The organism is Methylobacterium sp. Leaf87 (assembly GCF_001422775.1).
In the GTDB taxonomy this organism is placed as follows: domain Bacteria; phylum Pseudomonadota; class Alphaproteobacteria; order Rhizobiales; family Beijerinckiaceae; genus Methylobacterium.
On record NZ_LMMI01000004.1, the window covers coordinates 116,225 to 136,714 of the forward strand.

The 20,490-nt window shown below is 68.4% G+C and carries 19 protein-coding genes; 8 read left to right on the forward strand and 11 right to left on the reverse strand.

Annotation, left to right across the window (positions count from 1 at the left end; genetic code table 11):
* Positions 1 to 6: 6 nt before the first annotated feature.
* Both ASF22_RS04400 and ASF22_RS04405 read left to right on the forward strand, forming a co-directional pair.
* Positions 7 to 615, forward strand: a complete 609-nt coding sequence (locus tag ASF22_RS04400) for a glutathione S-transferase (protein ID WP_056261905.1) — start codon at positions 7 to 9, stop codon at positions 613 to 615.
* 73 nt (positions 616 to 688) lie between these two features.
* Positions 689 to 889, forward strand: a complete 201-nt coding sequence (locus tag ASF22_RS04405; protein WP_056174841.1) for a hypothetical protein — start codon at positions 689 to 691, stop codon at positions 887 to 889.
* Between the two features lie 102 nt (positions 890 to 991).
* Here the strand turns inward: ASF22_RS04405 and ASF22_RS04410 are convergent, their stop codons facing one another.
* The gene (locus ASF22_RS04410) at positions 992 to 2,173 is read right to left on the reverse strand and encodes a hypothetical protein (protein WP_056174843.1); all 1,182 of its coding nucleotides are present in this window, start codon (positions 2,171 to 2,173) and stop codon (positions 992 to 994) included.
* 208 nt (positions 2,174 to 2,381) lie between these two features.
* Here ASF22_RS04410 and ASF22_RS04415 point away from each other — a divergent pair, with 208 nt between their 5' ends.
* From ASF22_RS04415 to hpnK, 5 genes are all read left to right on the forward strand, one after another.
* A complete protein-coding gene (locus ASF22_RS04415; RefSeq protein ID WP_056261831.1) occupies positions 2,382 to 3,482 on the forward strand; it encodes a flippase-like domain-containing protein in 1,101 nt (366 codons plus the stop codon).
* Positions 3,482 to 4,084, forward strand: a complete 603-nt coding sequence (locus tag ASF22_RS04420; RefSeq protein ID WP_056175096.1) for an ABC transporter substrate-binding protein — start codon at positions 3,482 to 3,484, stop codon at positions 4,082 to 4,084. Before ASF22_RS04415 ends, ASF22_RS04420 begins: the two co-directional genes overlap by 1 nt.
* Positions 4,085 to 4,178: 94 nt before the next feature.
* A complete protein-coding gene (gene hpnI / locus ASF22_RS04425; RefSeq protein ID WP_056261833.1) occupies positions 4,179 to 5,357 on the forward strand; it encodes a bacteriohopanetetrol glucosamine biosynthesis glycosyltransferase HpnI in 1,179 nt (392 codons plus the stop codon).
* A 58-nt stretch (positions 5,358 to 5,415) separates the two neighbouring features.
* Positions 5,416 to 6,849 carry a hopanoid biosynthesis associated radical SAM protein HpnJ gene (gene hpnJ / locus ASF22_RS04430; RefSeq protein ID WP_056094321.1) on the forward strand — a complete coding sequence of 478 codons (1,434 nt, stop codon included), beginning with the start codon at positions 5,416 to 5,418 and terminating at the stop codon, positions 6,847 to 6,849.
* A gap of 178 nt (positions 6,850 to 7,027) precedes the next feature.
* Positions 7,028 to 7,870 (forward strand): hopanoid biosynthesis-associated protein HpnK, encoded by an 843-nt coding sequence (gene hpnK / locus ASF22_RS04435; protein ID WP_056261838.1) that lies wholly within the window; start codon positions 7,028 to 7,030, stop codon positions 7,868 to 7,870.
* On the opposite strand, the gene ASF22_RS04440 is transcribed toward hpnK, so the two are convergent.
* From ASF22_RS04440 to ASF22_RS04450, 3 genes are all read right to left on the reverse strand, one after another.
* Positions 7,865 to 8,269: a type II toxin-antitoxin system VapC family toxin gene (locus ASF22_RS04440; RefSeq protein WP_056261841.1), complete on the reverse strand. Its 405-nt coding sequence runs from the start codon at positions 8,267 to 8,269 to the stop codon at positions 7,865 to 7,867. The genes hpnK and ASF22_RS04440 overlap by 6 nt on opposite strands.
* Positions 8,266 to 8,532 carry a type II toxin-antitoxin system prevent-host-death family antitoxin gene (locus tag ASF22_RS04445; protein ID WP_056261844.1) on the reverse strand — a complete coding sequence of 89 codons (267 nt, stop codon included), beginning with the start codon at positions 8,530 to 8,532 and terminating at the stop codon, positions 8,266 to 8,268. The genes ASF22_RS04440 and ASF22_RS04445 overlap by 4 nt, the downstream gene beginning before the upstream one ends.
* Before the next feature lie 159 nt (positions 8,533 to 8,691).
* On the reverse strand, positions 8,692 to 11,346 hold the full coding sequence (locus tag ASF22_RS04450; RefSeq protein ID WP_056261846.1) for an MMPL family transporter: 2,655 nt from the start codon (positions 11,344 to 11,346) through the stop codon (positions 8,692 to 8,694).
* 625 nt (positions 11,347 to 11,971) lie between these two features.
* On the opposite strand from ASF22_RS04450, the gene hpnH reads away from it, so the two are divergent.
* Entirely contained in the window at positions 11,972 to 13,135 is a 1,164-nt protein-coding gene (hpnH, locus tag ASF22_RS04455; RefSeq protein ID WP_056174854.1) for an adenosyl-hopene transferase HpnH, read from the forward strand.
* A gap of 103 nt (positions 13,136 to 13,238) precedes the next feature.
* Here hpnH and ASF22_RS04460 read toward each other — a convergent pair whose 3' ends face one another.
* From ASF22_RS04460 to ASF22_RS04490, 7 genes are all read right to left on the reverse strand, one after another.
* Positions 13,239 to 13,907 carry a phosphorylase gene (locus ASF22_RS04460; protein ID WP_056261849.1) on the reverse strand — a complete coding sequence of 223 codons (669 nt, stop codon included), beginning with the start codon at positions 13,905 to 13,907 and terminating at the stop codon, positions 13,239 to 13,241.
* Between the two features lie 56 nt (positions 13,908 to 13,963).
* Entirely contained in the window at positions 13,964 to 15,961 is a 1,998-nt protein-coding gene (gene shc / locus ASF22_RS04465) for a squalene--hopene cyclase (RefSeq protein ID WP_056261852.1), read from the reverse strand.
* 39 nt (positions 15,962 to 16,000) lie between these two features.
* Positions 16,001 to 17,305, reverse strand: a complete 1,305-nt coding sequence (hpnE, locus tag ASF22_RS04470; RefSeq protein WP_056261855.1) for a hydroxysqualene dehydroxylase HpnE — start codon at positions 17,303 to 17,305, stop codon at positions 16,001 to 16,003.
* Complete coding sequence (hpnD, locus tag ASF22_RS04475) at positions 17,305 to 18,153, reverse strand: presqualene diphosphate synthase HpnD (RefSeq protein ID WP_056261857.1); 849 nt, start codon at positions 18,151 to 18,153, stop codon at positions 17,305 to 17,307. Before hpnD ends, hpnE begins: the two co-directional genes overlap by 1 nt.
* Positions 18,150 to 19,049 (reverse strand): squalene synthase HpnC, encoded by a 900-nt coding sequence (gene hpnC, locus ASF22_RS04480; protein WP_056261859.1) that lies wholly within the window; start codon positions 19,047 to 19,049, stop codon positions 18,150 to 18,152. Before hpnC ends, hpnD begins: the two co-directional genes overlap by 4 nt.
* Complete coding sequence (hpnA, locus tag ASF22_RS04485) at positions 19,046 to 20,071, reverse strand: hopanoid-associated sugar epimerase (RefSeq protein WP_056261863.1); 1,026 nt, start codon at positions 20,069 to 20,071, stop codon at positions 19,046 to 19,048. Before hpnA ends, hpnC begins: the two co-directional genes overlap by 4 nt.
* A 158-nt stretch (positions 20,072 to 20,229) precedes the next feature.
* Positions 20,230 to 20,490, reverse strand: a 261-nt coding sequence (locus ASF22_RS04490; protein WP_056387713.1) for a transketolase C-terminal domain-containing protein, incomplete at its 5' end; no start/stop codon positions are given.

A 20,490-nucleotide genomic window follows, 5' to 3' on the forward strand; every position in this document is an offset into this window, starting at 1 on the left:
GCCTCGATGAAGCTCTTCCATTCACATTTCTCGCCGTTCGTGCGGAAGGTGATGGTCGTCGCCCATGAACTCAGCCTCGCCGAGCGCATCGAACTCCTACCCAGTGCCGCCCACCCGACGAAGCGGGACACCAATATCCTGGCGCTGCATCCCCTGGCCCAGGTCCCGACCCTGATCGCCGACGATGGACACGCCATCGCCGACAGCCGCGTGATCTGCGAGTACCTCGATGCGCTGGGCGGCGGCATGTTCCCCGCGCCCGGCCCGGCACGGTGGCTGGCCCTCAACGACCAGTCCACGGCGGACGGCCTCCTCGATGCCGCGCTGCTCATCCGCTACGAACTGACCGTACGAGAGGAGGGCGAACGTTCGAGCGCGTGGATCGCCGGACAGACGGCCAAGATCGAGAGCGCGCTGGATACGTTCGAGGCCGGCGTCGCGGCCCTGGCCGACCGCATCGATATCGGCACCATCGCGGTCGCCTGCGCGCTGGGCTACCTCGATCTGCGCTTCCCGGATCTGGCTTGGCGCCGGCGCAGTCCGGCCCTCGCCGCCTGGTTCGAAGGCTTCGACGCGCGCGCGTCCATGCAGGCGACACGACCGCCGGTGGCCTGACCCCCGGCGTCGGCACGGGGGATCCTGGCGCAAGCCTTGCGACGCAGCATCCGGGTCCACCGGACGAATCGCCATGCCCGATTTCCTCGCCACCCTCCTGGCAGCCTTGGTGTTCTGCCTCGGCCTGATCGCGCTCAACGCCGTGACGCGGCTGGCCCTGCAGTGGCAGGTGGCGCCGACGGACCTCGCCGAGAACGGCATGCTGCAGTACGGGCTCGCCGCGGCCGCCGCCGTGACGGTCTGGTCGCGGACCGTCCGACCCCGGATCGCCTGACCCGTCCGATCGGGCGCACCCGAGCCGGTCGCCCGATCGCCGGTCGCTCGGGCGCGAGTTGGACGCGCGACGCGGTCGCACGTCCAACTCGAGTCGTCGATCCTAGAAGTAGGACTTCAAGGTCCCGCGGCGGCGCACGTCGAGGGTGGCGCAGTGGAACGAGCCGCCGAACGGGCCGTAGGACAGGAACGGCGCCGGGATCGGATCGAATCCCCAATCCTTGAGCGCCTTGATCAGCGTCGGCTGGCTCTGGTCGACGACGATCTTCTTCTCGTCGATGGCGAGCACGTTGATCGAGGTCCAGGGCGAGCACATGGAGATCTTGCTCATGAAGCCCTCGACGGGATCGGGGCGCGGCGCGATCAGGATGTCCCACGTCTTGAGCACGGCCGGCAGCTTCTCGACGTCGATGTAGTCCGGGTTCACCAGCACCTTGCCGGGTGCGAGCGGCATGAACGAGGAGTCGATGTGCATCGGCTGCGGGCAGCGGCTCTCGATCTCGTGGATGCGGAAACCCGGACCGAGGTGGCGGCGCAGCCACTCGATACCCATGAGGTTGGTGACGTTGGAGCGGGTCACGAACAGGTCGCGGCCGCAGCGGACGAAGTCGGCGGCGTCGAACACCGGCTCGAACTCGTTCACGGTGAACTGCATCGGCTCGCCGGCCTTCAGGTTCGGCACCCGATAATCGTAGTTGTACAGTTCGTCGGTCAATTGCGGGCGGGGAGCCGAGGTCCAGCGCGCCCCATTGCGAAAATATTCCTTGAAGAGCGCGCGGTAGGCATCGCCCTCGAAGTAGCGCGAGCGCCAGCACATCGGGCTCTCGATGATCTCGTCGCCGATCACGAGGTACGGGTCGCGCGGACACGCGACGCAGAAGCCGCGCGAGGACCAGCGCGGCGCGCGGAACTTCTTCGAGAAGTCGATGCTGTCGGGGCGGCGGATCTTCACGCCCTCGCCGGCGAGGATCGAGATGAAGTTGTCGAGCTCCTGCTGGGCGAGCTTCTTCATGAACTTCGGATAGCGGAAGCCGGACGCGAAGCGGTAGAACGGCTGGGCGGCCCGCGGCAGGTTGAAGATCACCGTCAGGTGGTGTGTCGGAATGGTCGCACCGTCGAGGCTTCCGACGATGACCTCCTCCAGGGGGTCCCACTCGTTCCAGGCCATCACCGGCGAGGACGGCTTCGGCGTTCCCGGCATGCCGAGACCGGCGGTGGCATAGCGGTCGCCACGACCGTCCTGATCGACGGCCTCGCCCGTCGTGATGTGTGATTCGCGGTCCATGATCCGTACCCCTGTCGCGCGTCCTGCGGGTGATTTTCGGGGCTTCGCCCCCCTGCCGCTTTGGTCCGCACTGTGTCTATCGGGTGATAGACAACGGTTCCCAAAGCTGCAACTTCCGATGACGTTCATCGCTTCCGGCGGTCTTCTGACCCGGAAACACGGCGGGATTTCAGCAGAGATCGGCCGAACCGACGTCCGAAAGGGGACCATGAAGCGTTTGACGACCTTGGCCCTGATCGTTGGTCTCTGCACCGTCGTCGGTCTGTTCCTGTCCTCGGGCCTCGAAGACGTTGCGGCCGCCGTGGTCAGCGCCGGATGGGGCGCCCTCGTCGTCGTGCTCGCGCGCGCCGTGGCCGTCGCCTGGGCGGGCTTCGGCTGGTTCGTGATCTTCCCGCGCTTCGAACGCCCGTCCCTGCGCGACAGCGTTGTCCTTCGCTTCGTGCGCGAGGGCATCAACACCCTGCTGCCCGTGGCGCAGGTCGGGGGCGACTTCGTCGCCGCCCGGCTCCTGACCAAGCGTGGCGTCTCGGGGGGCGTCGCCGGGGCCAGCATGTTCGTCGATCTGATGACTCAGGCGGTCACGCAGTTCCTGTTCACCGTGGCCGGCGTCGCCCTGCTCGCCTGGCTCGCCGGAGACGGGCCCATCGTCCGCACCGTGGCCGGCGGCCTCGCCGTCGCCGCACCGGCGCTCGCCGCGTTCTATCTCATCCAGCGCCGCAGCGGTCACAAGGTGATCCAGGGGCTGGTCAGCCGCTTCGCCGGCTCGCGCGAGTGGCGCGCGCTCGGCGCCATCGACGTGCTCTACGATGCCCTGAAGCGTCTCTACGGAAATCACGGCCGGGTCGCGGGCGGCATCGGCATCCACCTCGTCGGCTGGCTCATCGGCACCATCGAGGTCTACGTCTGCCTGCATTTCATGGGCTATCCCGTGAGCTTCTTCGAAGCGGTGGTGATCGAGAGCCTGGCGCAGGCGGTGCGCGGCGCGGCTTTCGCCGTACCCGGGGCGCTGGGTGCTCAGGAGGGCGGCCTCATCGCCCTCTGCGCCATCTTCGGCATCCCGGCCGAGGCGGCACTGGCCCTCTCCCTCGTCAAGCGCCTCGCCGACCTCCTCGTCGGAGTTCCTGGCCTCCTCGCGTGGCATGCCCTCGAGGGCAAGGCCGGACCGGCTCCGGAGAGCGGCGAAGCGTTGCCGGCCCGTCACGCTCCGCCCCAGACCGCTCCCATGGGCGTTCCCTACGGCAACGATCGCGGCACCACGCTTCTGCGCCCCGTAGACGGCGAACTGGGGGAGCTGAAGAAGTGCGCATGATCCCCGTTCTCCGCGCCAGCCTCGTCGCCGCCCTGCTGTCGCTCGGCGCGCCCGCACAGGCGGCCGACGACTTGGCGGTGGGTGCCGTCCGCACCCTCTACGGCAGCTTCGAGAGCGCCCTCAAGGACGGCCCCGGCGACGTCCGCACCCGGGCCGCCGCCATCGGCCCGACGCTCACCGAACGCATGGATTTTCCCGCCATTGTGCGTGTCGCCGTCGGCCCCAAATGGAACGGATTCACCCCCGAGCAGCAGGGTGCCCTGACCGAAGCCTTCGCCCAGTATTTCATCGCCACCTACGCCACCCGACTTCGGCAGGCCGCCGGCGGGACCTTCACGGTGAAGCCCGAGAGCGAGGCGCGCGGCGCGAACCGGCTGGTCCAGAGCGAGGCCGCCAACGCCGATGGTGATTCGTCCCAGGTCGATTACCTCGTCGGACCGGGCAACCGCATCCAGGACGTCTATCTCAACGGCAACGTCAGCGAGGTCGCATCCCTGCGCGGCAGCTTCGCCGACCCCCTCAAGGCGGGCGGTGCCGACGGGCTGCTGAAATTCCTACGCGAACGCACGGCCGGCATGCTCACCGTCAAACCGGCGCCTTAGAGTCCGGCCACAGCCGGTCTCACCACCGACGTCCCGATCTTCGCGCCGCCCCCTCGCGGCACTCTCACGAGCCCCGTGACCGAGCGATGCCCCCATGGAATTGATCTGGCTCTCGCACCTGTTGCTGCTACTCGCGCTCGCGGGCTGCCTCTACGGTCTGACCGCCGCGGCTCTCGCCGGCCGGTTCGCCCGGCGCCCGGCGCCCGTCCTCGTGGGCGCGGCGCCGTCGGTGACGATCCTCAAGCCGCTCTGCGGCATGGAGCCGAACCTCTACGAGAACCTCGAGACCTTCTGCCAGCAGGCCTATGCCGGCCCCGTGCAGGTGGTGTTCGGCGTCCAGAATGCCGCCGACCCAGCCATCCCCGTGGTGCGCCGCCTGGCGCAAGCCTATCCTGCCCTGCGCCTCGACCTCGTCGTCGACGCGCGCCAGCACGGCTCCAACCGTAAGGTCTCGAACCTCATCAACATGTCGGGCGAGATCGCCCATAGCGTAGTGGTGCTGGCCGACAGCGACATGGTGGTGAAGCCGGATTACCTCGCCCGCATCGTCGCCGAGCTGGGCCAGCCCGGCGTCAACGGCGTCACCTGCCTCTATCACGGGGTGCCGGCGCACCGGGGCATCTGGGCCCACCTGTCGGCGCTGGCCATCGACGTGCAGTTCCTGCCCAACGTGGTGATGGGCACCTCCCTCGGGCTCGCGAAGCCCTGCTTCGGCTCCACCATCGCCTTCACGGCGAAGGCGCTCGCCGAGATCGGCGGGTTCGAGACGTTCCGGGACGATCTCGCCGACGATTACGCCATCGGGGAAGCCCTGCGCGCCGGCGGCGGCCTCGTGGCGATCCCGACCTTCACCATCGGCCACACCTGCGTCGACACCGATCTCTCCGGCCTGTGGAGCCACGAGCTCCGCTGGAATCGAACCATCCGCAACGTCGATCCGGCGGGCTACGCCGGCTCCATCGTCACCCACGCCTTCCCGCTCGCCCTCATGGGCGCGCTGATCCCGGGGGCGGGCACCAACGCCCTGGTGGTCGCCGCCCTGGCGCTCGCATGCCGCATCGTCCTGTGCGTGCGCCTCGAGCGGGCCTTCGGGCTCGCGTCGCACCCGTACTGGCTGTTGCCGATCCGCGACATCCTCTCGTTCATGAACTTCGCCTGGAGCTTCGTCTCGGGTGCGGTGACATGGAAGGGCCACGATTATCGGGTGGTTGCGGATGGCACACTGATCCCCGAGCGAAGCCTCGGCCACGATGCTGGTGCATCCTCGCTCTGATCTTCGCTTCTAGCTTCCCGCCCGCCCCCGTTCCTTTCTCGCTGAGGCCTTGAACCCCATGCGCACCCTCTTCCTGCAGGCTCCCACCTTCGACGGCTTCGACGGCGGCGCCGGCTCCCGCTACCAGGCCAAGCGCGAGATCAAGTCGTTCTGGTACCCGACCTGGCTCGCCCAGCCGGCGGCTCTGGTGCCGAACTCGAAGCTCATCGACGCGCCGCCGCACAACATCAAGCTCGCCGAGATCGTGGCTCAGGCCAACGACTTCGACCTCGTGGTGCTCCACACCTCGGTGCCGTCGTTCAAGTCCGACGTGAAGACCGTCGAGGCGCTGAAAGCCGCCAACCCGAAGCTCATCGCCGGCCTCATCGGCGCCAAGGTCGCGGTCGACGCCGCCGGCGCCATGGCCCAGGCCCCGTGCATCGATTTCTGCGCCCGCAACGAGTTCGACTTCACCGTCAAGGAAGTCGCCGACGGCACCCCGATGTCGGAGATCAAGGGCCTGTCCTACAGGGACGCCAACGGTGTCGTGATCCACAACGTCGATCGCGAGATCATGACGGACATGGATCAGCTGCCCTTCGTCACGAGCGTGTACAAGCGCGACCTGCAGATGGAAAAGTACTTCATCGGGTACCTGAAGCACCCCTACATCTCGTTCTATTCCGGCCGTGGCTGCAAGAGCCGCTGCACCTTCTGCCTCTGGCCGCAGACCGTCGGCGGCCACACCTACCGCACCCGCTCGGTCGCGCACGTGATCGAGGAGATCAAGTACTGCCTGAAGGAGTTCCCGCAGACGAAGGAGTTCTTCTTCGACGACGACACCTTCACCGACAATCTTCCTCGTGCTGAAGAAATCGCGCGCGAATTGGGCAAGTTGGGCGTGACCTGGTCGTGCAACGCCAAGGCGAACGTGCCGCGCGAGACCCTGAAGGTCCTCAAGGAGAACGGCCTGCGCCTGCTCCTCGTCGGCTACGAGTCCGGCAACCAGCAGATCCTGAACAACATCAAGAAGGGCATGCGCGTCGAGGTGGCCGAGAAGTTCACCAAGGATTGCCACGACCTCGGCATCGCCATCCACGGCACCTTCATCGTCGGTCTGCCCGGCGAGACCCGCGAGACGATCCAGGAGACCATCGCGTTCGCCAAGCGCATCAACCCGCACACCATCCAGGCGTCCCTGGCCGCCCCCTACCCGGGTACCTTCCTGTACAAGCAGGCGGTGGAGAACGGCTGGCTCGACATCGCCAATGCTGAGCTCGTCGACGAGAACGGCGTGCAGATCGCGCCGCTGCACTACCCCCACCTGTCGCATTCCGAGATCTTCGCGGCGGTGGAGGAGTTCTACCGGAAGTTCTACTTCCGCGCTCCGAAGATCGCCTCCATCGTCTCCGAGATGGTCCGCTCGCCCGACATGATGAAGCGCCGCCTGCGCGAGGGCGTCGAGTTCTACCGCTTCCTCAAGGAGCGTCAGGGCACCGCCAAGGCCGCGTAAGCAGCTCAGGTCATCGACCGATCGCGGCCGGGCCCAAAGCCCGGCCGTTCGCGTTCCGGGGTTCGGGGCCAAGGCCCCGGCGGGTCGAGGGCGGAGCCCCGCTCTTCCTCCTTCCAGGGCTCCGCCCTGGACCCACGAGAGGGCTTGCCCTCTCGACACCCCGTCGTTGGGAGTTTTCGTGAAGCGTCTCGTCGTGACGGCCGACGATTTCGGCTTGAGCCTCGCGGTCAACGAGGCCGTCGAGCAGGCCCATCGCGAGGGCATCCTCACGGCCGCGAGCCTGATGGTCGGCGCGCCCGCCGCTGCCGATGCCGTGGCTCGCGCCCGGCGCCTGCCCACGCTCCGGGTCGGGTTGCACCTGGTGATGGTCGAGGCGTGGCCGACCCTGCCGGCGGCCAGCCTGCCCGATCTCGTCGGCCCGGACGGCCTCATCCGCAGCGATATGGGCCGGCTCGGCCTCGACCTCGCCCTGAAGCCCTCGGCGCGGCGTCAACTCGCGGCCGAGATCACGGCCCAGTTCGAGGCCTACCGGGCGACGGGCCTGCTCCTGGACCACGTCAACGCCCACAAGCACTTCCACGTCCACCCGCTCATCGCCGGCGCGGTGCTGTCCATCGGCCGCCGCTTCGACATGCGGGCGATCCGCGTGCCGCGCGAGCCACGCGCGGTGCTGCGCGCTGCCGAGCCGGGCGCCGACCCGAAGCCCGCCCTCGACAGTGCGCCGTGGGCGGCGCTGCTGGCCGTGCGCGCGCGTCAGGCCGGGCTGCTGATTCCCGACCGGACCCTGGGGCTCGCCTGGTCCGGCTCCATGACGCCGGAGCGCGTCGCCGGTCTCCTGGCCCATCTGCCCGATGGTCTCACGGAACTCTACACCCATCCCGCCACCGGTGGCGGGTTTCCCGGCGAGGCGCCCGGCTACGCCTACGCGGCCGAGCGCGATGCCTTGATCGCGCCGGCTGTACTAGCGGCCTTGGCGGCCTCCGGGGCGATCCGCGGTGGCTTCTCGGATTTCACCTCATAGGTCGCCGCCTCGCGGAAAGCGGGCAGCGAGGGGGTGGTCGCGCAGGGCCTGATCGACGGTCGCCAAGCGGCACGACTCGACATGACACTGTACGAGCAGCATCCGATCGAAGGGGTCGCGCGTCGGCGGAACGGGGTCGATGCAGGCCAGAGCATGCGCCGCACTGACGGGAAGACGTGCGATGCCGAGGGCTTCGTAGAAGAGCAGCAGACTCTCAAGCGGAATGCCGGGATCGAGCTTCCCCAGCCCCGTCTTGATCGCAATCCCCCATAAACTCGCGACACTTGCAAACGCGAAAGACTCGGGTTGTCTCAGGCATTCCGCAAAGGGGTAGCTGACCTCATGCAACCGTCCGAGGGAGATGGCGAGTAGGATGTGACTGTCGAGGATCAGTCTCACGGCAGCGGAAGCGGTCGAAGCAGGAAGTCTTCCGGCAAAGGGTCGTCGAAATCGTCCGGGATGAAACCGACAGTGCGACGAATTCCGTGCTCGCGCAGGAATGCCTCGCCCGCGGCGAGGTCGATTCCCCCGGTTCGCTTCTTATGCGGTACGAGATCGAAGACCGGCGTGCCGTTCCGCGTGACGACGATCACGTCGCCGCCATCGACGCGCTCGGCTAACTCCGAAGCCCGGTCCTTCACGTCGTCGATTGAGACGATCATGTGGGACAAAGCGCTCCCATGACTGCTCACAACCTGAGAATGCGTACGCCAGTCCTGAAATAGCGTCCACTGTCGGTCTTCGTGGGTCGCGTCCACATACGCAAAACGGGCGCGGATCCGATCCGCGCCCGTTCGTCGTTCCGGGAAGGAAGGCGGGCCTTACTTCGCCGCCACAGCCTCGGCCGGGCGCCGGGCCTTCAGGTCCGGCGGCACGGCGCCGTCGCCTTCGGGACGCTTCGGATCGGGCTGCTTCGGCGGCGGGCCGAGAAAGGCCGGGACCACGAAGAAGGCCGCCACCAAGGTGAAGAACAGCGACAGGGCCAGCAGCTTGCCCATGCTGGCCGTGCCGGGATGGCTCGACAGCACGAGGGAGCCGAACGCCGTGCCGGTGGTCAGCGCAGAGAAGAAGATCGCCCGGGTCAGGCTGGACGCCAGCATGTCGGCGACGCCCGCCCGCCAGGCGATGACATAGTAGATGTGGAAGGCCACACCCACCGCGAGCATCAGCGGCATGGCGATGATGTTGGCGAAGTTCAGCGGCATGCCGACGATATGCAGCGCCATCAAGGTCCACAGGGTCGCGAGCACCAGGGGCCCGAGGGTCATCGCCACATCCCAGGGTTTGCGCAGGGCGACCGACAGGATGATGAAGATGAGCACCAGGGCGGTCAGCGCCGCCTGCACGAAGGCACCCAGGATGGTGTAGCTCGACGAGGTTGTGGCGACCGGCGCGCCCGTGGCGTGGGGAGCCACGGTCTGCACCTCCTTGGCGAAGCGGCGCAGGACGACGTTGTCGTTGGCGTCTCCACTCGGGTGGACCTCGATGCGCGAACGCCCATCCGCCGTGACCCACTCCGCCTTCAGCTTCGGCGGCAGGTTGGCGAGGGTGATCTTCTGGGGGTTCAGCAGACCGCCCAGACGCGTCAGCAGGGTCTTGAGGTCCGTGGTCAGAGCGACGCTGGCGGCTTCGCGCTTGGCGACGGGCGCCGCCGCCAGGGCATCGAGGGTGGTTGCGAGGGCACCGGCGGTCTTGGCGGCCGTGAGCGTCCGCAGGGCAACGGCCGTGTCCCTGATCGCCTTGACGTTGTCGGCGTCCGTGGGCGGCGGCGGCTTGCGGCCCGGGTTCAGGGCCGGACCGAGAAGCTGGGCCGTATCGGCGATGACGGCGAGCTTCGCGTCCTGGTCGCGGGGCACGAAGGTGTCGATGTCGATGACCTTGGCGACGGACGGCAGCTTGCGCAGCTTCGCGGCGATCTCCGGCACCGCCTCGGGGGAGGGGGCGAGGACGTCGATGAGGTTCGGGCTCGTCTCCGGGTCCTTGATCAGATCGAGATAGGTGGCGATCGATTCCACCTTCGGGCTGCGCAGGTGCATCGGATTGGAATCGAATGGCAGCTTGAACAGCAGGGGAATGCCCGCCACGGTCACGAGGCCGACGCCGATGAGGACGGCCTTGCGGTGCTCAATGATCCAGTGGTCGACCCCCGCCATCCAGGCGGTCTCGACGGCCTTCGCCTCGGTCTTCGGCTTGAACACGGCGATGAGCGCCGGCAGCAGGGTGAGTGAGAACAGGTAGGCGACGATCATGCCGACGCCGGCGATGAGCCCGAGTTCGGACACGCCCCGGAAGGCGGTGGGCAGGAAGGCGAAGAAGCCGGCGATGAGCGAGATGGCGGCCAGCGTCAGGGACCAGCCGACGCCGCGTGCGGCGGCACTCAGGGCCGAGGGCAGGTCGGGCTGCTCGAACCGGTCCGCTCGATAACGGACGGCAAACTGGATGCCGAAATCGATTCCGAGCCCCACGAAGAGGGCGGCGAAGGCGACCGAGATCGGGTTCAACTCGCCCACCATCAGCAGCCCGAGGGCCGCCGTGACGATGAGGCCGGCAAAGGTGGTGATGAGCACCGCGCCCACCAGGGAGGCGGAGCGCAGGGCGAGCCAGACGAACAGCACGATGGCGCCGGTGGTGACGCTGTAGTTGAGGAACGCGTCCTCGGAGAGCGTCGCGAACTCGTCGTCGGCCACGGCCACGGGGCCGGTCAGGCGCATGCGGGCGCCACCGCCGACCTCGTACTCGCCATTGTTGATCTTGAGATCCGCCGCGATCTTGCGGACGACCGCCGTCGCCGTGGCGCCGGGCTGAAGGGCGTTATAGTCCAGCACCGGCTGGATCATCACGAACTTGCGCAGGTCGGTGCTGTGCAGCTTGCCGTTGGACAGGAGCGTCTGCCAGGACAGGCGCGCCGGCTGGCCGGCCAGGACCTGGCGCAAAGTCGCGTCGATCTGGGCCATCGGCCGATCGAGGTCCTCGACCTTGGCGTCGCCGCTCTTGACGCCCTTCGCCCCGAGGCTGAGCACCCGCATGATGCCGCGCAGGGATGGGTCGGCGGCGAGCGGCCCGAGCAGGCCCTGCTGCTGGACGAGCTGCTCCGTGGTCTTGGTCAGTTCCTCCTGCGACATGAGCAGGAAGCCGTTCTTCTCGTAGAACGGCCCGCCGTCCGGGCGGTAGACGGACTCGATGGTATCCTTGCGCTCGGCCAGGGCCTTGGCGAGATTGGCCGCCGCCTCCTCGGCCTCCTCGGGCGATTTCCCGTCGATGACCGCCACGAGGGTTCCGGTCCGCTGCGGGAACGCCTTCTCGTAGGCGATCTCGTCCTGGCGCCAGGGGACGTCCTTGTCGATCAGCCGCTCCACATCGGTGTTGATGCGGAATAGGTGGGCGGCCATGCCGGCGCTCGCGGCGGTGGCGAGGGCGACCAGGGCTATGACCAGCCAGCGGCGCTGGACGGAAAACGCGACGAGCCGTTCGATCACGGGTATCCTGCCTGCTTATGCGATGTGGTCCGGGCGGGGCCGGCGGGGTCTGTGGCCACCGGCCGTGGAGCCGGAACACGCGGATCGCGCCATGTCCGACCGTCGGGTATCACCAATCGGCACGATCCACGAATGCGAACACCCTCCCGGCAGCGGTCGGCCGACGGCTTCGATACGACGAAACCGCGCGCGACGCGCCGATCCTGACGCCTGGCTCAGTAAGGGTCCTGCGTCCAGAATGCAACGCATCCCATGTTTTGCGAAGGTCCGGGCTTTCGGAGGCGGAATCGGCGTCACGGCATGCGTGGCATGCAGGTCGGTAGTCCAGCGCCGTCAGGAAGAAGCGCCGGTCGGTACGACGCCTCGCCTCAGAAAACTCACGATCCGGGGGCTTGTCTTCCACCATCACGGCGGCTGGGGGTTCCGGCTGGCCGTCCCGTCACCAACGCCCACTGCACGCCGATCCCCGGCCCTGTGGCCGGATTATCCCAGGGTCGCGGAAACCCGCACGGTCGAGGTCGGTTGTGCGTCGTTTCGGATTGGTTCCAATCTAGGTCGCTGGAATTCCGATTTTTTTCACGCTAAGCAGCCCGATACATCGGGGCCAGCAACAAGGAGCCACGTCTTGGGTATTCCCCTCCGGTACGTCGCGAAGATTGGCGGCTACATCCTGAAACAGCACCTCACCGGCCGCAAGCGCTACCCGCTCGTGATGATGATGGAGCCGCTGTTCCGCTGCAATCTCGCCTGCGCCGGTTGCGGCAAGATCGATTACCCGGACGAGATCCTGAACAAGCGCCTGCCGGTGGCGGATGCCCTCGAGTCCGTGCGCGAGTGCGGCGCCCCCATGGTGGTCATCGCCGGCGGCGAGCCGCTCCTGCACAAGGACCTGCCGCAGATCGTCGAGGGCATCATCGCCCAGAAGAAGTTCGCGATCGTGTGCACGAACGCGTTGCTCCTCGAGAAGAAGATCAAGGAGTACAAGCCCAGCCCGTACTTCACTTGGTCGATCCATCTCGACGGCGACAAGGAGATGCACGACGGCTCGGTGTGCCAGCGCGGCGTCTACGACAAGGCCGTGGCCGCCATCGCCAAGGCGAAGGAGATGGGCTTCCGCGTCACCATCAACTGCACCTTCTTCAACAACTCGTCCTCGGACAAGATCGCCGACTTCTTCGACAGCGTGACGAAGATGGGCATCGACGGCATCACGGTCTCGCCCGGCTACGCCTACGAGCGTGCGCCCGACCAGCAGCACTTCCTGAACCGCAAGGCGACGAAGGATCTGTTCCGCGGCGTGTTCCGCGCCGGCAAGGAGAAGGGCCGCCAGAAGTGGGCCTTCCAGCAGTCGGGCCTGTTCCTCGACTTCCTGGCCGGCAACCAGACCTACCATTGCACGCCCTGGGGCAATCCGACCCGCACCGTTTTCGGCTGGCAGAAGCCCTGCTACCTGCTCGGCGAGGGTTACACGGCGACCTTCAAGGAACTGATGGAGGAGACCGACTGGGATTCCTACGGCACCGGCAACTACGAAAAGTGCGCCGACTGCATGGTCCATTCGGGCTACGAGGCGTCCTCGGTGGTGGATTCGGTGCGCAAGCCCTGGAAGCCGCTCATCCAAGCGATCCGCGGGATCAAGACCGAGGGCGAGATGGCCCCCGAGATCAATCTCGACAAGCAGCGCCCGGCCGAGTTCGTGTTCTCGCGCAACGTCGCCCAGAAGCTGTCCGAGATCAAAGCCTCCGGCGTCGACACCAAGCGCGAAGCCCGCAACCGCACGGCGGCCTGAGCCGCCTCGGCGCCGGCAGAGTCCGGCGCCGAACGATCCCGAACGAAAAGCCCCGCGACACCTTCGTGTCGCGGGGCTTTTCGTTGTCCGAAATCCGTTCGTCCTACGGTACGCCGAGGCTCGCACCGAGCAGGGGCCGGCACCGCTTCAGGACCGCGAAGGCTCGCCCGGAATCGCGGGCGAGGTGCATGAGGGGGACGATCTGGCGTGGATCGCGCAGGATCGCCATGAGCACCGCGACGATGTCGGGCTCGCCGTTCGGTTTCAGCGCCTGCGCCGCGAAGGCCGGGATCGCCCGTTTGGCCGGATCGCAGATCACGCGGATCGCCGCGAAGGGCAGGCCGTGCCGGGCCGCGAAGGCGGCGGCGACGTGGGATTCCATATCGACGGCGACAGCCCCGGTACGGGCATGGAGGCCGGCCTTGTCGGCAGGAGCGAGGATCGCCGTTTCCACGCCGGCGACGGCCGCCAGGACGGAGCCCAACGCCGCGAGCCGGGCCATCAGCGCATCGGCCACGGCTCTGTCGGCTGGATAGCTTCGGTCACCCGCCACAATCTCGGTGGCGACAACCACATCCCCCGCCGCGAGGTCGGGCGCGAGTCCTCCGGCGATGCCGATGCTGACCACCGCGCGGCATTCCGGCGGCACTCGGACTTCGAGGAGGGCGCGCAGGCGCCGCGGGTCGCCGCCCGCCCCGATGGCGATCACCCCCAGTCCGGCGGCGAGACGCGCTTCCTTGGCGAGGCCGGTGACGGCGAGGACGGGGAGCATCGGATTTCCAGACACCAAGCCGGCCCTCTCCGGAGCGGGTAGGGGCGGGCGCGCCCCTACATTCCGAACGCGACCGTCCGGGTGTTGGACTGCTTCAGATTGCGGAAGCGCGCCATGGCCCAGAGCGGGAAGAACTTCGGGTAGCCGTGGTAGCGCAGGTAGAACACCCGCGGGAAGCCGGTGGCGGTGTAGCGCTCCTCGGACCAGAAGCCGTCGGCCCCTTGCGTCCGGGTCAGGTAGTTGATGCCACGCACCACCGCCGGATCGTCGGCCTCGCCCGCCGCCATGAGGGCGAGCAACGCCCAGGCCGTCTGCGAGGCCGTGGAGTAGCCCGGCTCGAAGGCCGGATCGATCTTGTAGGACGATGCGTCTTCGCCCCAGCCGCCATCCGGGTTCTGGATGCGGATGAGCCAGGCCACGGCCTTGCGGATCTCGGGGCTCGCCGGATCGACGGCGGCGGCATTGAGGGCGCACAGCACCGACCAGGTGCCGTAGATGAAGTTCATGCCCCAGCGACCGTACCACGAACCGTCCTCTTCCTGGTCAGCGAGGAGGTAGGAGACGCCGCGGTCGAGGGCCTTCGAGCTGTCGCGGGTCTCGCCGAGCTGGGCCAGCATCGAGACGACGCGGGCGGTGACGTCGGCGGTGGGCGGGTCGAGCAGGGCGCCGTGATCCGAGAACGGGATGTGGTTGAGGTAATGATGGTTGTTGTCGGCGTCGAACGCCGCCCAGCCACCGTCGCTCGACTGCAGGCCCTCGACCCATTCGCGGGCCCGCGCAATGGCGTTGGCGTAGTCGGGCACGTCGGCGACCAGCCCGTGCTGACGGGTGGCCCGATCCATGGCCATCACCACGACGGCGGTGTCGTCGAGGTCGGGGAAGTGGGGATTGGCGTACTGGAACGCCCAGCCGCCGGGACGCACGTTCGGGCGGCCCGCCGCCCAATCGCCCTTGATGTCGAGGACCTGAAGGGGCTTGAGCCAGTCGAGGCCGCGGCGGGCCTGCCGCTCGGCCTCGGGGCCGCCGGCTTCCAGCAGGGCATGGCCGGCCAGCGCCGTATCCCACACCGGGGACAGGCACGGCTGCACGTAGGCCTCGTGCTCCTTGACCACCACGAGCTTCTCGATGGCCTCGCAGGCGATCATCACCTGCGGGTGGTCGGCGGGATAGCCGAGCACGTCGTACATCAGCACGGTGTTGACCATGGCGGGGAAGATGGCGCCGAGGCCGTCCTCGCCGTTGAGGCGCTCGCTGACCCAGGCCTCGGCCTTGTCGATGGCGCGCTGGCGGCGCTTCTTCGGGAAATGCGCCTGCGTGACTTGCAGCACCCGGTCGATGGCCCCGAAGATGGGCGTCCAGGGCCAGGTCGCGTGCGGGCTGCCGGGCCAGTGACGGACGTGCTCGGGCGGCGTCACGAACAGTTCCGGCACGCCGAGGCCGCGCGGGTTCTTGGCCAAGGGCTTCTTGGCCTGAAGCACCAGCAGGGGCACGATCACGCAGCGCGCCCAGTAGGACACCTTGTCGAGGTGGAACGGGAACCACTTCGGGAGGTGCATGATCTCCACGGGCATCACCGGCACGGCGCGCCACGGCACCTGCCCGAACAGGGCCAGCAGGAAGCGGGTGAAGACGTTGGAATTGGCGGCCCCGCCGCGCGACAGGATCGCCTCGCGCGCACGGCGCATGTGCGGCGCCTCGATGGAATCGCCCGTGAACTTGAGGGCGTAGTAGGCCTTGACGCTCGCGCTCATGTCGAACGGCCCGTCGTGGACCAGGGACCAGCCCCCGTGCTTGCCTTGCGTGCGGCGCAGGTAGTTGCCGATCTTGGCCTCCAGGCCCGGCACGATCTCGGTCGCGCGGAACTGGTGGAACATGATGTATTCGGACGGGATCGTCGCGTCGGCCTCGAGCTCGAAGCACAGGTGCCCGTCGGCATGGGAGAGAGCCGCGAGGGCGTGCGTCGCGCGCGTGATGCCGCGCTCCACATCCTCGATGGAGATCTCCTGCGTCTTGGGGCGCTGCAGCGCCTCGACCTTCTTGAATGCCTCTCGCATCGTCCTCGCCTCACCGGCCTTCAAAGCCGCCGCCATACCTCAGGCCGCGCCGCGCGCGCGTGCCCGTGCACACTCGCCCGCCGGGCGTGCGAGTGCGTGCGCGGCGGTCGTTCCCGACCGGATCGCGCCTTCGATCGTCGATGGCAGACCGGTCGCGGTCCAATCGCCTGCCAGGACGCAATTGCGGTGGGCCGTCTGGGCGCCGGATCGGCGCGCGGCCTCGGCAGGCGTCGCCGCGAAGGTCGCCCGCTTCTCCTTGACGATCTGCCAGCTTGGCAGTTCTGGCGCAAGTCCGCACAAAGTCGAGACTTCGGCCCAGATTTGTCGACCCAAGTCTTCCCGCGGCACGTCGAGGAGGCGATCGGCGCCGCTGATGGTCACGGATAGACGATCCGGATAGGCGAACAGCCACTCCGTCAGTCCATTCACCACGCCGAGCAGTAACGGTGCGTTCGCGGGCGGAACCACAGCGAAATGCGCGTTGACGATGGAGCGGTAGGCCTGCGGCGCGGCCAACCCCGGAATCAGGTCCGCCGCCACCCAGGGTGGCAGGGCGACCACGACCGAATCACCGGCGCCGAGAACGAGGGTCTCGTCGCCGAACACGAGTTCGGTGACCCCGGCCTCGCCGAACGTCAGCGAGCGCAGGCGATGCCCGAACCGCATTTCGGCGCCGTACCGTGCCAGATAGGCCACAGCCGGATCGACGAACGCCGCCGAGAGCCCGGCCACCGCCACGAGGGGACGGCTCGCAGCACCTCCGGCCCCGAGGGTCTCGCGCAGGATCGTGGCGGCGAGGCCGACGTCGCTCTCCTTCGGCTCGGTGTTGAGGGCCGCGATGAGCACCGGGTGCCACAAGCGGTCGTAGAGCAGGCCCTCGCAGGCCATGGCCTCGCCGATGGTTCCGCCCTGGCCCGGCGCCTTGCCGGCGGCAGCCTTCAGGATGCGCAAGGGGGCGAGATAGTCCGATGCCTTGGTGCCCGGCACCCGGCGCGAAGCTGCAAGCACCCACCAGGGGATCCGGCCGGCGTTGGGGCGCAGGGTCCACCGCTCGCCGGTCTTCAGGTCGGCGAAGGGGAACTCGGCTTCGGCCGGCCCCGAGAGGGCATCGGCCGGGGCGCCGATGGTCTTCATGAAGCCCAGCGCCGAGGTGTTGCCCGACAGGAGCAGGTGGTTGCCGTTGTCGATGGTGAGACCGAGGGTCGGGTCGTAGTACGAGCGGCAACGGCCGCCGGCCTGCTTGGCCGCCTCGTGCACGATCACGCGGCGTCCGGCCTCCACCAGGGAGACGGCGGCCGAGAGCCCGGCGAGCCCGGCGCCGACGACGTGGACGGTACCGGCCATCAGACGATCCCGTGACGCAGGGCGACGGCGACGAGGGCGGCCTTGGCCGGCTTCACCCGGGCGCGGGGCTTGGCCCAACCGCGCGCCAGCACGGCGTCGAGGTAGAGCCGGTAGGCCGCCGCCATGAGACGGGGCGCCTTGGTGACCTTGCGCGGGCAGCGGGCAATGATCGCCCAGGTCTCGCGGTAATGCTCCTTCGCCTCCTCCCCGACGGCGGCACAGACTTCGCCGATGCGGGGATGGTCGATGGCCGCCTGCGGCGTCGGATCGGTCAGGCCGATGGCGAAAAGCTTCTCGCGGGGGAGGTAGAGGCGGCCGCGCTCGGCATCTTCGTCGATGTCGCGCAGGATGTTGGTGAGCTGGAGCGCGCGGCCCTCGTGATGGGCGAGCGCGATGCCTTCGGCCTCGGCCACACCGAAGATGCGTACGGAGAGGCGGCCGACGGCACTGGCGACCCGGTCGCAGTAGAGGTCGAGGGTGGCTTCGTCGGGGGCGACGATGTCCTCGAACGCGTCCATGGCCATGCCGTCGATGACAGCGTGAAAATCCGCCCGCAACAGGCCGTAGCGCCGGATCGGAACCACGAGGTCCTGCACCCGGGGCACGGGCCGTCCGGCATAGAGGGCGTCGATGTCGGCGGCCCAACGGTCGAGCTCAGCCCGGCGAATCTCGGCGGGACCGCCGTCATCGGCGACATCGTCCACGGCGCGGCAGAACGCGTAGACGGCATACATCGCCTCGCGCCGTTCCTTCGGCAGGAGCCGCATGGCGGTGTAGAACGACGAGGATTTCGCCGGCAGGGCCTCGACGGGCGACGTCTCGGGCAGGGGCGTGGCGGTGGCGCTCATGCGCGTGCCCCCAGCGCATGGCGACGCAGGGTCCGACCGCGCAGGGGGCGCCGCGCCAGGGTCGCGGCGATGCCGCCGAGCGCCGTCAGGGCGAACGCCGCCTTGCCGTGATGGACCTTCTCGGACAGGGGATCACGCTCCATCAGGCCCCGGCACAGCACGACCGCGAGGCGGTGGATCGCCGCGATCTCGAGGCTGAGGCGCAGGTCCGCGATGAGGTCGGGCAGCACGGCGCCCTCGTCCAGGAGCCCCATGGTGCGTGTCGCCAATTCACGGATGACGGCGCGCAGCGCCGGCGAGGCCTTGGCGGCGCCCAGTGCCTCGACGGTCACGCCATGCTTCTCCAGGGTTTCGCGCGGGAGGTAGACCCGGTCGTTGCGGGTGTAGTCCTTCCCGCAATCCTGGAGGTGGTTGATGATCTGCAGCGCGGCGCAGATGGCGTCGGACGGCCCCCAGACCACGGACGGATCCTCGCCGTGCACGTCGAGGACGTAACGTCCCACCGGCATGGCCGAAAGTCGGCAATAGGCAATGAGCTCGTCCCAATCGGCGTAGCGGGTCTTGCGCGCATCGAGGCGGAAGGCGTCGAGGAGTTCGAGCGCGTGGGTCGCCGGCAAGCCTCTCGTGAAAAGTTCGCGCTTGAGGGGCTCGGCCTCGGGGTCGGACGGACCCTTGCCCGTGAGGGCGTCGGCGAGCGCGTCGAGCAGCTCGATCTTACGCTCGGGCGTCAGCGTGGTGTGGTCCGCGACATCGTCGCCGGCCCGCACGAAATCGTAGAAGGCCAGGATCGCGCCCCGGTTCCTCGGGTGGATCAGGTGCGACGCGACGGGAAAGTTCTCGTCCTTGTGGCCCTTGCCGGAGCGGGCCTCCGTGGCGTTCTGCAGGATGGCGCTCACTTGAGGCGTCCCTCCTGGCGGAACCACGCGATGGCGTCGGACAAGCCTTCGCGGTAGGGGCGGGCGGTGTAGCCGAGTTCGGCTCGCGCCTTCGCATCGGTGAAGAACATGCGGTAGCGCGACATCCTGATGCCGTCGATGGTGGCGAACGGCGCCTTGCCGGTGAAGCGGGCGATCTGCTCGGAGACGAACGCGATCGGGTAGACCACGGCGCGCGGCAGGTTCACCGTCGGCGCCTTGCGGCCGACCATGCCGGCGATGTCGGCGAGCATCTGCGAGAGCAGCACGTTCTCGCCGCCGAGGATGTAGCGCTCGCCGACCCGTCCGCGCTGGAGCGCGAGCAGATGGCCGTAGGCGACATCGTCCACGTGGGCGAGGTTGAGGCCGGTGTCGACGAAGGCGGGCATGCGTCCGAGCGCCGCTTCCAAGATGATGCGGCCCGTGGGCGTCGGCTTCACGTCGCGGGGGCCGATGGGCGTCGACGGGTTGACGATGACCACGGGCAGGCCGTTGCGCGCCGCCATCTCCTCGACGACCCGTTCGGACACAACCTTGCTGCGCTTGTAGGCGCCGATGGCGGTGCCGGGCGTCAGGGGCCGGGTCTCGTCGGCGGGCGTGCCGTCGTCGTGCGGTTTGATGGTGGCGACGCTCGACGTGTAGACGATGCGCTCGATGCCGGCCCGCAGGGCCTCTTCCATGAGGATCACGGCGCCGTCGCGGTTGGTCGCGACGATCTCCTCGGGGTTCGGCGCCCACAGGCGGTAGTCCGCCGCCGCGTGCACGAGGTAGCGCTGGCCTTTCAGGGCGGCGGCGACGGCCGTCCGATCGCGCATGTCGCCCTCGACCACCTCGACGTCGGTCCAGGTCAGGTTGGTGCGCGGCGATGTGGCCCGCACCATGATCCGCACCCGGAATCCGGCCTTGCGGAACACGTCCACCAGGGCGGCGCCCAGGAAACCGCTCGCACCGGTGATGAGAACCGGGCCGGCATCGAAGGGGCCGGTGGGGGTCGCCTGTGGCATTTCTCTCGCGGGTTCAAAAGCAAAAGGGGCGCAGCGGGTTTGGGACCGCAGAACCCGGCGCTTTTGTCATCGAAATAGACCCCCGACAAGCGCAGTCGGGTCACACCCAGGCGCATCCGCACGGGGCTGGCCCGCGCGGATGCGCCTGATGGGACCAGTCAGGCGAGGCGCAAGCGGCTCGATCCGGCCTTCCGCTCGGGGAGGGTATCGCGGGCGGTGCGGGCGATGGATTCGGCGTCGAGGCCGGCCTCGCGGTACATGGCGTCGGGGGAGTTGTGGTCCTGGTAGGTGTCGGGCAGCGTCAGGGTCCGCACCCGGACGCGGCCGGCATCCAGCGCGCCCTTCTCGGCCAGCAGATGCAGCACCATGGCGCCGAAGCCGCCCACCGAGCCCTCCTCCAGGGTGATCAGCACCTCGTG